Origin of the sequence: Luteimonas saliphila, assembly GCF_016774335.1 — a bacterium.
GTDB lineage: Bacteria > Pseudomonadota > Gammaproteobacteria > Xanthomonadales > Xanthomonadaceae > Luteimonas > Luteimonas saliphila.
Genome location: NZ_JAETWA010000035.1, coordinates 18050 through 30099, shown reverse-complemented (window position 1 = coordinate 30099; position 12050 = coordinate 18050). Strand labels below are relative to the sequence as shown.

Below are 12050 nucleotides of genomic sequence, written 5' to 3'. Positions count from 1 at the left end.
CTGCAGGCGCTTGAGGGCGGATCGGGGCGGCATCGTGAAGGGCATGGTTCCTAGAACTGGCTGCGCGGAAGGCCGACGCTGAGTCCGTCCAGCGCCGCCGTGACGACGATCTGGCAGGCCAGCCGGCTGTCGTCGCGCACGTCGATCGCGAACTCCAGTGCGCTTTCCTCCTCCTCCCCGCGCGGCGGCAACCGCGCCCGCCACTCAGCCGGCACGTAGACGTGGCAGGTCGCGCAGGCGCAGGCGCCGCCGCAGTCGGCGAGGATGCCGGAGACGCCGTTGCCGACCGCGGCTTCCATCAACGAGCGGCCTTCATCGGCCTCGACGTCGCGCCGCCCGCCGTCGTGGGCGATGAACGTCACCCTCGGCACGGCGTCAGCTCCCTTCCGCCGCCGCGTCCCCGGCCTCGATCGCCAGTGCGCGCTCCGGGCATGCACGCACCGCGCGCTGCGCCAGCGCTTCCTGCCCTGCAGGTACCACGATGTCGCCGGGCCGGACATAGCCGCTGTCGTCCAGATCGAACAGGTCCGGCGCCAGCGCATGGCAGCGCGCATGCCCCTGGCAGCGCAGATGCTCCACCCTGACCTTCATCGCGCATCCTCCGCCGGGTCGGCCGCGGCGTCCGGATCCCACGCCAGTTGCAGGTCCTCGATGCCGAACACGTAGCCGCCGTAGGTGATCGGCGCCGTTCCTTCGCGGATCCGGAAGGTCGGGATCCGCGCAAGGAACTCCTGCAGGCCGATGATCAGCTCGCGGCGCGCCAGGTGCGATCCCAGGCAGCGGTGCGGTCCGTAGGCGAAGGCGGTGTGGCGGTTGCTCTCGCGCGCCAGGTCGATGCGCTCGGGGTCCGGGAACTCCTGCGGATCGCGATTGGCGAGCATGGTCGGACACGAGACGTAGTCTCCGGCCTTGATCGTCAGGCCGCCCAGCTCGAAGTCGCGCACCGCGCGGCGCACCGGCGAGATCGTCGAATAGGCGCGGAACAGTTCCTCGACCGCCGGCTTGATCAGCTCCGGATCCTCGCGCAGGCGGCGCTGGTCGTCCCGGTGCAGGGCCAGGTGGTTCAGATCGAAGCCGATCGCGGCGGCGACCGTGTCCAGCCCGGCCTCGAACAGCAGCACCGCGATGCCCAGCACCTCGCGATCGTTCAGCGCACGATCCTGCACCTTCGCACCCAGCAGGAAGCTGACGAAATCGTCGGTGGGCGCGCGCTTGCGCTCCTCGATCAGGCCCCGCATGAAATCGACCACGGTCCGCATCGCTCCGCGACGCTCTTCCAGGTTGCCGTGGAACTGCTGGTCGGCCCAGCCCAGGAACTCGTCGCGACGGTCGTCCGACAGGCCGAGGAACTGCAGGAACACGCCGACGGCGAACGGGAACGCGAAGTCGTTCATGACCTCGCAGCCCCCCCTGTCGCGGAAGCTTTCGATCAGGCCGACCGCACGCGACCGCGCGCGCGCTTCCAACTCGTCGACCCGTCTCGGCGAGAGCAGCGGATTGAGCAATGCGCGATACATCTGGTGGTCGGGCGGATCGATCTCCAGCGGGATCATCGGCAGGTCCTCGCCGAGCGCGGCCTTGAAGATGAAGCGGTTGCTGGAAAAGGTCTCGGCGTTCTGCAGGATCGTGCGCTGGTCCTCGGCCCGGGTGACGACCCAGGCGCCGCGACCGTCGTAGGTGGCCGACGGGGCATAGAACACCGGCGGGGCGCCGGCCAACAGCCTGCTCAGCGCCGCCTGGGGATCGCCGCCGGGGGTGCGTTCCATGCCCGGCGAGGTCCAGTAGCTGAAGTCGCGCACCAGCTCCGGAGGGACATGGTCCGGAAAGACATGGTCCGGGTCGGGGCCGGTGGACTGCGTCGTCACTATCCGCTGCTCCTGTGTGGGTGCCGGGATCCGGCGGCGTCGTATTCGAAGAACGGCATCGCGCGGCGATACGGCGGATCGGGCGCGGACGGATTCCAATCGCCCACTTGGCCATCGGGCATCCCGGGCATCCCGGGCACGGGATCTTTGTACAACAACTGTTTTATCAAAAGCAACAATAATTTGCATTGTAGTGCACAATTATTCGCGCGCGCATGCCGTCGGCGGCTTCTCCTGCAGCGAGGATGCGCTACAGTTTCCGGCTTCCCGCATCCTGCCTCCGGCCCCCATGCCCATCACGATCGACAGCGATGCCCGCCGTGCAACCGTCGTGGCCGCTGCCGCCGACCTGATCGCCGAGAGCGGCCTCGGCGCCATGACCTTCCGTAGCCTGGCCGCGCGGCTGAGCTGCAGCACCACCGTCATCAGCCACTACTTCCACGACAAGAACGAGCTGCTGTTGGCGATCTACCATGCGATCACCAGCGAAGCGGCCGCGTTGCGCGACCGGCATGTCGCCTCCAGCGGCCGCTCACCGGTGCAGGCACTCGACGTCCTGCTGCCGATCGCTGGCGCGCAGCGGCGCATCTGGATGGTCTGGCTGTGCTTCTGGACCGCGGCGCTGTTCGATGCCGACATGCTCGAGCAGCACCGGCTCGGCCTGGCCGGCACCCGCACCCGGTTGCTGGAGTATTTGCTCGGCACCGGTCTCGGCCGCCACCGTGCCGAGCGCGCGGCCGAGGACATCTGCAAGGCGCTGTTCGGGATCGCGATGCAGGCGCTGTTCGATCCCGGCTACTGGACGCCGGCGCGTCAGCAGGCGGCGTTCCGGCGCCAGTTGGAAGGGCTGTCGCTGGCGGACTGATCCGCACCGTGGTCACCACGGCGAGCGCACGCTCTACCCCGGGGCCACGTCCCCGACGGTTCCGCCAGAGCATTTTCGATTCGGGTGTCGAGAGCCGCGGGAACGACGCGGATGCGAATGTTTGAACAGATTCGCTCCAGCGTCTTGCCGAAGCAGGTGCGCCCGCCCCGATCAGGCGCGCTCGAACACCGCCGCAAGACCCTGACCGCCGCCGATGCACATCGTCTCCAGGCCGAAGCGGCCGTCGCGGCGATGCAGTTCGCGTACCAGGTTGGCGAGGATGCGGCCGCCGGTGGCGCCGATCGGATGGCCCAGCGAAATGCCGGACCCGTTGACGTTGAGTTTGTCCCGGTCGTCCCAGCCCCAGCCCTTGAGTACGGCGAGTACCTGCGGCGCGAAGGCTTCGTTGAGTTCGACAAGATCGATGTCCTTCCAGCTCAGGCCGGTCCGTGCGAACAGCCGCTCCACCGCCGGTACCGGGCCGATGCCCATGCGCGAGGGCTCGCAACCGGCCGCAGCCCACGAGTGGAACCACGCCATCGGTTCCAGCCCAAGTTCGGCCAGCTTGTCCTCGGCCACGACCAGGCAGGCGGCGGCGGCATCGTTCTGCTGGCTGGCGTTGCCGGCGGTGACCACGCCGCCCTTCTCGATCGCGCGCAACGCGCCCAGGGTCTCCATCGAGGCATCCGCGCGGAAGCCCTCGTCCCTGGCGAACACGATCGGATCGCCGCGCCTCTGCGGCACCGGTACCGGCACCAGTTCGTCGTCGAACTTGCCGTCGGCCCAGGCCCGGGTCGCGCGCTGGTGGCTCATCACCGCGAACTCGTCGCACTGTTCGCGGGTGATCCCATAGTCCTTGGCGAGGTTCTCGGCGGTCTCGATCATGCCGGTGATCACGCCGAACCGCGCGATCGGCTGCGACATCACCCGGCCGCGGGTCAGCCGGTCGTGCATCGTCACCGAGCCCGAGCGCGCGCCACCGCGCATGTCGGTGCTGTAGTACTCGACATTGCTCATGCTCTCCACGCCACCGGCGACCACCACGTCGGCGGCGCCGGTCTGCACCATCATCGCCGCATCGATCACCGCCTGCAGGCCGCTGCCGCAGCGGCGGTCGAGCTGGTAGCCGGGCACCGAGATCGGCAGGCCCGCGGCCAGCGCCGACCACCGCGCGATGCACGGTGCTTCGCCGTTGCCGTAGCCCTGCGCGAACACGACATCGTCGATGCGCTCCGGATCGACCCCGCTGCGCTCGACCAGCGCCTTGAGGATCACCGCACCCAGCTCGCCTGCCTGCAGCCCGGCGAGCGATCCCATGAACTTGCCGACCGCGGTGCGCAGCGGCGAAACGATGGCGACTTTGCGCATGATCTCCGATTCCAGTGTGAGTGCCGGCGCGACGGCGCCGTGACGGGTTGAGGGAAGGGGCGAATGGACAGGAAGTGAATCAGCCGGCGTCGAGGCCGCGCAGCATGTCCCGGGCGATGATGATCTGCTGGATCTGCGAGGTGCCCTCGTAGATGCGCAGCAGGCGCACGTCGCGGTAGAAGCGTTCGACCTTGTACTCGGCCATGTAGCCGGCGCCGCCGTGGATCTGCACCGCGCGGTCGGCCACGCGGCCCACCGCCTCGGTCGAGAAGTACTTCAGTGCCGAGGCCTCCAGGCCGATCTTCTCGCCGCGGTCGAACTTGGCCGCGACCGACTGCATCAACGCCTCGGTCGCCAGCGCATCGGCCTTGCTGTCGGCCAGCAGCGCCTGCACCAGCTGGAAGCCGGCGATCGGCTGGCCGAACTGGCGGCGCTCGGCGGCATAGCGCAGGCTCATGTCGATCAGCCGGTCGCACATGCCCATCGCCACCGCGGCGATGTGGATGCGGCCGCGGTCGAGCACCTTCATCGCGGTCTTGAATCCGCGCCCGGGCACGCCGCCGATGATGTTCGCGGCCGGCACCACGCAATCGTCGAAGATCACGTCGCAGGTCACCGAGCCCTTCTGGCCCATCTTCTTGTCCGGCTTGCCGAAGCTGATGCCGGGGGTGTCGGCAGGCACGATGAACGCGGAAATCCCGCCGGCACCCTTCACGTCCGGCTCGCTGCGCGCCATCAGCGTGAACATGCCCGCGCGCGACGCATTGGTGATGAAGCGCTTGGTGCCGGTGATGCGATAGACGTCGCCGTCGCGACGCGCCACGGTCTGCAGCGAGGCCGCGTCGGAGCCGGCATCGGGTTCGGTCAGCGCGAAGCTCGCACCGACCTCTCCGCTGGCCATGCGCGGCAGCCACGCCTGCTTCTGTTCCTCGGTGCCGTCGATGACAATGCCCTGCGAACCGATGCCGACCGTGGTGCCGATCACCGAGCGGAACACCACCGAGGCGCGGGTCAGTTCGCGGATGATCGCGGCCTCCTCGGACATGCTCAGGCCGATGCCGCCATAGGCCTCGGGCACCGACAGTCCGAACAATCCCAGTTCGCGCATTTCCTGCACGATCCCGGCGGGGACCTCGTCGTCGTGCTCGACCTTGTCCTCGGCCGGGATCAACCGTTCGTGGACGAAGCGCCGCACCGATTCGCGCAGCAGTTCGAAAGTCTCGTTGTCCATCCGTGTCTCCTGGGAATCGGCAGCGGTTCAGAACGCAACGGTGGCCGTCATCGCGACCTCGCCATCGCAGCGCAGCGCGCGGTACTCGCCTTCGGCTTCGCCCGCGGCCAGCCGGACCGGCTGCGATGCGAACAGCGGCGCCTGGGCGCGGAACGCGAACGCCGAAGGCGCGCGGCCGGCATGATCGCGGGCGTGGGCGAACAGCTTCGCCGCGGTGAGCGGGCCGTGCACGACCAGGCCGGGATACCCCTCGGGCCCGGTCGCGTACGCACGGTCGTAATGGATGCGATGGGAATTGAAGGTCACCGCGGAAAAGCGGAACAGGTCGACCGGCCCCGGGCGCCAGGCATCGGCGACTTGCGCTTCCGGCGCTTCGACGATGGCCGGTACCGGATCCCCGGCATCGCGATAGACGACGGTCTGGCGCTCCTCGACCCGGACCCGGCCGGCCTGCGCGATGCGGCGCTCGACCTCGACGAACACCAGGGTGCCGCTGCGCCCCCCGCGATGCTTCACATCGGCGATGGTGCTGGTCAGGGTGGCGTTCTCGTCGATCAGCACGGGTGCCGGGAAGCGCATCGACGACGACGCGAACATCCGCCGCGGCAGCGACACCGGCGGCAGGAACCCTCCGCGCTTCGGGTGTCCGTCCTCGCCGATCTCCGAAGCCGCAGCGACCGGCAGGAACCACGCCCAGTGTGCGAGCGCCGGCAATGACGTTTCGACGTCGAGCGACTCGCCGGTCGCGGCGGCGTAACGGCGCAGGCTTTCCACGTCGAGCCGCTGCGCGCGCACTTCCTCGCGGCCGATCCAGCTCCGCCAGAGCGTCAGGTCCCGTTCGCTCACTGCCGTGCTCACGGGTTCGCTCCGGAAACGATGCCGCGATCGTGCAGCTGTCCGATCTCGCCGCTGGACAATCCCAGCAGATCGGCCAGTACCTCGTCGGTGTGCTGGCCCAGTCGCGGCGCCGGCCGCACCGCGCCACGCGGCTGCCCGACCAGTGTCGCCGCCGGACCGGAGGCCAGGTAGCGCAGCCCGCTCGGATTGAGGATCTGCTGGAACAGCGGATTGGCGGTGAACAGGCGTTCGTCCTGCGTGGCGGCCGCGTGCAGACCGCGATAGCGTGCCCAGGTCACGCCGCCGGCATCGAAGGCCGGCTGCAACGCGGCCAGGTCGCGCGTGGCGAAGGCCGCCTCGAACAACGGAAACAGGCGCGCGCGGTGTTCGAAGCGCAGGCCTTCGTCGTCCTCGAACGACACGCCGAGTCCGGCTTCCAGCGATGCGACCGGCGCCTGCAGGTCCAGCACCTTCAGCAGCCCGCTCCATTGCCGCGGCGTGATCGCCACCACCATGACCCGCTGGCCGTCGGCGGTGACGAAATCGCGGCCGAACGCGCCGAACAGGTCGTTGCCCATGCGCGGCCGGTCATGGCCTGCGAGCAGCGCCTCGGCCAGCATGCCGGTGTGGCTGAGGCTGGACGCCACCAGATCCGACAGCGGAATGCGCACCTCGCGCCCGTCACCGCTGCTACGACGCTCGCGCTCGGCGGCCAGCAGCGCGAACGCGGCGTAGGCGCCGCCGAGCAGGTCCCAAGCCGGCAGCACGTGATTGACCGGCCCCGCGGCATCGACCGGACCGGTCATCTGCGGCACGCCGGCGGCGGCATTGACCGTGTAGTCGACCGCGGGCGAGCCGTCGGCCCAGCCCATCACCCGCACGCAGACGATGTCGTCGCGCACGGCCTTGAGCCTGTCATGCGACAGGAAGCCCTCGACAGGGTAGTTGGTGACGAACAACCCGCCGTTGTCGCCGGGCGCCGCCGCCAGCTGCAGCGCAAGCTCGCGCCCCTGCGGCGAGGACAGGTCGATCGCGACCGATTTCTTGCCCTTGTTCAGACCTTCCCAGTACAGGCTGCCGCCATTGGGGGCCAGCGGCCAGCGGCGGAAATCCGGGCCGCCGCCGATGTTGTCGAAGCGAATCACCTCCGCGCCCATCTGCGCCAGGTGCAGGCCGCAGGACGGACCGGCGATGAACGCCGCACCCTCCACCACGCGCAAGCCTTTCAGCAGTTCATACATGCGCGCCTCCTGAACGACGTCGCGAAGCGACACGAACGCCCCTCTCCAGTACATGCGCTCATGCCAGCTTCACCATCATCCGCCCGAGGTTGTCGCCGCTGAACAGGCCGAAGAACGCATCCAGCGCATGATCGATGCCTGCGTGCACGGTTTCTGCCTGCTTGAGCAGGCCATCGCGGTACCAGCCGGTGACATCGGCAAGAAACTCCCGCTCGCGGTGCAGGTGGTCGAGCACGATGAAGCCTTCCATGCGGATCCGCTTGACCACCGCCTGCATCAGGTTGCGCGGCGCGGTCGGCGCATCGGTGGTGTTGTACTGCGAGATCATCCCGCACAGCGCGAAGCGCGCATGCGCGTTGGCGATCGCCAACGCGGCATGCAGGTGTTCGCCGCCGACGTTGTCGAAATAGACGTCGATGCCCTCCGGCGCGACCCTCGCCAATGCCTTGGTCAGGTTCGGCTCGGCCTTGTAGTCGATCGCGGCATCGACCCCGATCACCTCGCGCAGGAACGCGGTCTTGCGTTCGCCGCCTGCCGACGCGATCACCCTGTGGCCCTTGAGCCTGGCGATCTGGCAGACGATCGAGCCGACCCCGCCGGAGCCCGCGGACACGAACACCACGTCGTCGGGCTTGAGCGCGGCGATCTGCAGCAGGCCGATCCAGGCGGTCAGGCCCGTGGTTCCGCCGATACCCAGATGCGCCTGCTCGGGCAACACGGTGCAGTCGCGATGCTTCAACGCCGATGCCGGCGCATTGAAGACCTCGCGCCAGCCCAGCCGCGACCAAACCACGTCGCCCGGCGCGAACGCCGGATCGCCGGAGACGACCACGCGGCCGATCGCCGGGCCTTCCATCGCCGCGTCCAGCGCGAACGGCGGCACGTAGCTCCTGGCCTCGCTCATGCGCCCGCGCATCGCCGGGTCCACCGCCATCCACAGGTTGCGGACCTGGACTTCGCCCGGCTCCGGCGCAGGCACGTCGATCGTGGCCAGCTCGAAGTCCTCCCGTACCGGCATGCCCTCCGGCCGACGCTTCAACCGTACTTCACGTGACGCCGTCATGTCGTCCCACTCCTTCCGGACCCGCCGTGCATCCACGGCGGGCGCTGGCTGTCCTGATGATCTGTGTGTGCTGATCTGCCTGCCTTGACCCGCGGTCCCGATCAGTACCCGCGCAGCACGCCGTAGCGTTCCCGGTGGAAGGCGGCATCGCCATAGCTCAGGTCGGCGCTGCGCGCGCGCTTGAAATACAGCCCGGCATCGTGCTCCTCGGTCATGCCGATGCCGCCATGCAACTGGATCGCCTCGGCGGCGACGAGACGAAAGGTATCGCCGGCCAGCGCCTTGGCCAGCGATACCCTGGCCGGACTGTCGGCATCGTCCTCGTCGAGCGCGCGCAACGCGGCCTCGACCGCGGAACGGGTCAGCTCCAGTTCGCCGTACAGCCCTGCGGCACGATGCTGCAAGGCCTGGAACGCGCCGATGAGCTGGCCGAACTGGACGCGCGTCTTCAGATGGTCGAGCGTGGTCTCGAACGCCTGCTGCGCGGCGCCGAGCATCTCCATCGCCGTGCAGGCGCGGGCACGGTCGAGCGCGCGGTCGAGCAGCGGTCCGGCTCCACCCGGCGCACCCAGCACTCCCGCATCGGAAACCTGTACGCCATCGAATGCGACGATGGCCGCGCCGCGGGTATCGATTTCGTGCAGCCGCGTACGGCGCAGACCATCCGCCGAAGCTTCGACCAGAAACAGGCCGATGCCGCCATCGTGGCCGTCGCCGTCGCTGATCCGCGCCGCGACCACCAGCAGGTCGGCGGCCAGCCCGTAGCAGACCGGGCGCTTGCTGCCGTCCAGTCGCCAGCCGTCGGCATTGCGGATGGCGGTAGTGGTGATCGCCTGCGGGGCATGGCGGTCGCCCTCGTCCAGCGCCAGCGTCGCGAGCACGCGACCTTCCGCAATTCCCGGCAGCCAGCGCCGTTGCTGTTGCGCCGATCCGCCCAGCGCCAGCACACTGGCCGAGGCCACCGCCGTCGCCACCAGCGGCGAGGCCACCAGTTGCCGGCCCAGTTGCTCGAGCACCAGGCCCATGCCCAGGCAGCCGAAGGCGCTGCCGCCGTACTCCTCCGGCACCAGGATGCCGGTCCAGCCCATCTGCACCATGCCCTCGTACAGCTCCGGCTCGTAACCGGTGCCCGTATCGTGTTCGCGCAGCCGGCGCAGCCTGGCCAGCGGAGCACTCTCGCGCACCCAGTCCGACGCCGCGTCGCGCAGCATGCCTTGTTCTTCGCTCAGCTTCGCCATCGTCCCTGTCCCCCGCTCAGCGCCCGGCCATGTCCGGCAGGCCCAGGACCCGCTTTGCGATGATGTTGTTCTGCACTTCGTGGCTGCCGCCGTAGATCGAGTAGGCACGGCTGTGCAACCAGGCGCGGGTGGCTTCGATCTCCTCTTCGGAGAAGCCCTCCCCTTCCCAGCCCAGGCCCTGGTTGCCGAGCAGGTCCGCCACCAGTTCGGCGCGCGCCTGCGACACCGACGCGCCGAGGTTCTTGAGCACCGAGACCGCGGTGCTGACGCCGCCGCCGGCCGACTCCTCGGCCACGCGACGGAAGGTCTGCGAATAGGCCTCGGTGCGCATGGCGTTGGCGATCAGCCGCTGGCGCAGCCAGGGATCGTCGATGCGCCCGCACTCATCGACCCCGAGCCGCGCCCTGGCCATCCCGGCCAGCCCCGGCAACTCGGTCCGATTGCCGGCCAGGCTGTCGCGCTCGTGTTGCAGCAGGTGCTTGGCGATCTCCCAGCCGCGGTTGATCTCGCCGACCATGTTCGTCCTGGGGACGCGCACGTCGGTCAGGAACACTTCGCAGAAGTGCCGGGTACCGCTGATCAGCACGATGGGGCGCACTTCCACGCCTCGCGAACGCATGTCGATCAGAAGAAAGCTGATGCCGCCCTGCTTGCGGCTGGTATCGGTGCGCACCAGGCAGAAGCACCAGTCGGCCTGATGGGCGTTGGAGGTCCAGATCTTCTGGCCGTTGACCACCCAGGTGCCGCCATCGTCCACGCAGCGGGTCTGCAGCGAGGCCAGATCCGAGCCGGCTCCGGGTTCGGAGAAGCCCTGGCACCAGCGCACCTCGCCACGTGCGATCGGCGGCAGGAAACGGGCCTTCTGTTCCTCGCTGGCGTATTCGAGCAGGGTCGGCCCCAGCATCATCTGGCCATAGCTGCGATTGGGATTGAACGCCCCGATCCGCGCCATCTCGCGGGTCAGGATCTTGTCCTGCGCCCGGGTCAGACCGCCCCCACCGTACTCCACCGGCCAGGTCGGCGCCCCCCAGCCCTTGTCCACCATCCGCTTCAGCCAGGTCTGGAAATCGCGATCCGAAGCCGCGACTTCGGCATCGTTGATGTAGGGATGGGGATTCCTGTAGGCCAGCGACGGCGGGAAGTTCTCCGCGAGCCAGGCCGCGACATCCGAGGCAAACGCTTCGTCCTGTGATCTGCCGACATCGTTCAAGGGACATTCTCCAGTCAACCCGACCACGCCGCGCGGCGCCCTGGCCACCCTAAAAATGCATATTAGACTACTTTTCAGGCGATGCATACTCCGCTGGCGAAGCAAATTCCCATGCAGTGCACAATTGGCCCGCTGACGCCCGCCGCGATCGGTGCCACAATCGCCTGCCGACGCAGGGGTACGGTGGTCTCGCGCATTCGCCCACCGGCCTGCCATCGCCACGACGCAAGGAGAAGCAAGCTTGGCTCGCATCGAACCGGACAAAGGCTTGATCTATTCCAGCCCCGCGATCCATGCCCGGCGGCGACGCATCCTCGACGAGACCCGCAAACTGATCGCCGAGCGCGGCCTGTCCGGCTTCAGCATGGACGAGATCTGCCGCCGCGCCGACGTCGCCAAGCGCACCCTGTACAACGCGTTCCAGACCAAGGAGCGCATGATCGCGATCGCGATCCACGAGTACTTCGACCGCTACGTCTCGAAGATCCCGTACAGCGCGCCGTCCGGATCCCTGCAGGGCACGACCGAGCGCCTGGTGTTCGTGCTCCAGCGCAACCGCCAGATCCGCAACTACATCACCGCGATCATGTCGGTCTATTTCAGTCCGGATGCGGATCCCGCGATCTGGGAAACGATGCATTCGATGGCGGTCAAATCGAACCAGGAATGGATCCAGTCGTTGAAGGGCAAGCGCCAGTTGCAACCCTGGATCGACCCCGACCAGCTGGCCGACGACGTGGTACGGATCGAGTACGCGATCATCTTCGACTGGTGCCGGGGCCACATTTCCGACGATGAGATCGTGCTGCACCTGCTGACCGGCCACCTGACCTGCATGGCCGGCGCCACCCGAGGCGCGGCACGCAGGCAGATCGAGGAAAAGCTGCTGGAGTTCCACACCTCGGGGATTCCCGCCCCTGTTGCGCTGGAACCCGCGGCCAAGGCAGCCGGGGCCGCAAGATCGATCAAGCCCGCCCAGGCCGCCAAAACCGCGGCGCGGAGACATACGGCCAAGCGCGCAACCGGCAAGGACTGAAGCCCAAGGCCGTGAGGTTGATATCTGTGGTTGCACGCATGCGCCGATATTAACCTGTCGTGTAATATCGAAGTCTTTCCGCACGGGCGAGCGCCA

General features: G+C 68.4%; 12 protein-coding genes. 2 read left to right on the top strand and 10 right to left on the bottom strand.

Annotated elements, in window-relative coordinates:
- Nucleotides 1–50: 50 nt before the first annotated feature.
- The 3 genes from JMO03_RS21365 to JMO03_RS21500 are packed head-to-tail and all read right to left on the bottom strand — an operon-like array spanning nucleotide 51 to nucleotide 1865.
- On the bottom strand, nucleotides 51–371 hold the full coding sequence (locus tag JMO03_RS21365; RefSeq protein ID WP_202842566.1) for a 2Fe-2S iron-sulfur cluster-binding protein: 321 nt from the start codon (nucleotides 369–371) through the stop codon (nucleotides 51–53).
- 4 nt (nucleotides 372–375) lie between these two features.
- Complete coding sequence (locus JMO03_RS08825) at nucleotides 376–591, bottom strand: ferredoxin (RefSeq protein ID WP_202842564.1); 216 nt, start codon at nucleotides 589–591, stop codon at nucleotides 376–378.
- Nucleotides 588–1865 (bottom strand): cytochrome P450, encoded by a 1278-nt coding sequence (locus JMO03_RS21500; protein ID WP_202842562.1) that lies wholly within the window; start codon nucleotides 1863–1865, stop codon nucleotides 588–590. Before JMO03_RS21500 ends, JMO03_RS08825 begins: the two co-directional genes overlap by 4 nt.
- A gap of 289 nt (nucleotides 1866–2154) precedes the next feature.
- On the opposite strand from JMO03_RS21500, the gene JMO03_RS08815 reads away from it, so the two are divergent.
- On the top strand, nucleotides 2155–2730 hold the full coding sequence (locus tag JMO03_RS08815) for a TetR/AcrR family transcriptional regulator (RefSeq protein ID WP_202842560.1): 576 nt from the start codon (nucleotides 2155–2157) through the stop codon (nucleotides 2728–2730).
- A 171-nt stretch (nucleotides 2731–2901) separates the two neighbouring features.
- On the opposite strand, the gene JMO03_RS08810 is transcribed toward JMO03_RS08815, so the two are convergent.
- The 7 genes from JMO03_RS08810 to JMO03_RS08780 all read right to left on the bottom strand — a co-directional run bounded on the left by JMO03_RS08810 (nucleotide 2902) and on the right by JMO03_RS08780 (nucleotide 10918).
- Entirely contained in the window at nucleotides 2902–4098 is a 1197-nt protein-coding gene (locus tag JMO03_RS08810; RefSeq protein WP_202842558.1) for an acetyl-CoA C-acetyltransferase, read from the bottom strand.
- A gap of 79 nt (nucleotides 4099–4177) precedes the next feature.
- Complete coding sequence (locus JMO03_RS08805; protein WP_202842556.1) at nucleotides 4178–5329, bottom strand: acyl-CoA dehydrogenase family protein; 1152 nt, start codon at nucleotides 5327–5329, stop codon at nucleotides 4178–4180.
- Between the two features lie 27 nt (nucleotides 5330–5356).
- Nucleotides 5357–6187, bottom strand: coding sequence for an FAS1-like dehydratase domain-containing protein (locus JMO03_RS08800; protein WP_202842554.1), 831 nt, complete (start codon nucleotides 6185–6187; stop codon nucleotides 5357–5359).
- Nucleotides 6184–7407: a CoA transferase gene (locus JMO03_RS08795; protein ID WP_202842552.1), complete on the bottom strand. Its 1224-nt coding sequence runs from the start codon at nucleotides 7405–7407 to the stop codon at nucleotides 6184–6186. The genes JMO03_RS08800 and JMO03_RS08795 overlap by 4 nt, the downstream gene beginning before the upstream one ends.
- Nucleotides 7408–7465: 58 nt before the next feature.
- Complete coding sequence (locus tag JMO03_RS08790) at nucleotides 7466–8470, bottom strand: NADP-dependent oxidoreductase (protein WP_202842550.1); 1005 nt, start codon at nucleotides 8468–8470, stop codon at nucleotides 7466–7468.
- Nucleotides 8471–8571: 101 nt separating this feature from the next.
- Nucleotides 8572–9708, bottom strand: a complete 1137-nt coding sequence (locus JMO03_RS08785; RefSeq protein WP_202842548.1) for an acyl-CoA dehydrogenase family protein — start codon at nucleotides 9706–9708, stop codon at nucleotides 8572–8574.
- Between the two features lie 16 nt (nucleotides 9709–9724).
- Nucleotides 9725–10918, bottom strand: coding sequence for an acyl-CoA dehydrogenase family protein (locus JMO03_RS08780; RefSeq protein ID WP_202842546.1), 1194 nt, complete (start codon nucleotides 10916–10918; stop codon nucleotides 9725–9727).
- 268 nt (nucleotides 10919–11186) lie between these two features.
- On the opposite strand from JMO03_RS08780, the gene JMO03_RS08775 reads away from it, so the two are divergent.
- Nucleotides 11187–11954 carry a TetR/AcrR family transcriptional regulator gene (locus tag JMO03_RS08775; protein WP_202842544.1) on the top strand — a complete coding sequence of 256 codons (768 nt, stop codon included), beginning with the start codon at nucleotides 11187–11189 and terminating at the stop codon, nucleotides 11952–11954.
- The last annotated feature ends 96 nt before the right edge of the window (nucleotides 11955–12050 follow it).

Coding starts and splice junctions, on each gene's coding strand:
- JMO03_RS08825 (WP_202842564.1), bottom strand. CDS start 591: ATGAAGGTCAGGGTGGAGCATCTGCGCTGCCAGGGGCATGCGCGCTGC.
- JMO03_RS08815 (WP_202842560.1), top strand. CDS start 2,155: ATGCCCATCACGATCGACAGCGATGCCCGCCGTGCAACCGTCGTGGCC.
- JMO03_RS08810 (WP_202842558.1), bottom strand. CDS start 4,098: ATGCGCAAAGTCGCCATCGTTTCGCCGCTGCGCACCGCGGTCGGCAAG.
- JMO03_RS08805 (WP_202842556.1), bottom strand. CDS start 5,329: ATGGACAACGAGACTTTCGAACTGCTGCGCGAATCGGTGCGGCGCTTC.
- JMO03_RS08795 (WP_202842552.1), bottom strand. CDS start 7,407: ATGTATGAACTGCTGAAAGGCTTGCGCGTGGTGGAGGGTGCGGCGTTC.
- JMO03_RS08790 (WP_202842550.1), bottom strand. CDS start 8,470: ATGACGGCGTCACGTGAAGTACGGTTGAAGCGTCGGCCGGAGGGCATG.
- JMO03_RS08785 (WP_202842548.1), bottom strand. CDS start 9,708: ATGGCGAAGCTGAGCGAAGAACAAGGCATGCTGCGCGACGCGGCGTCG.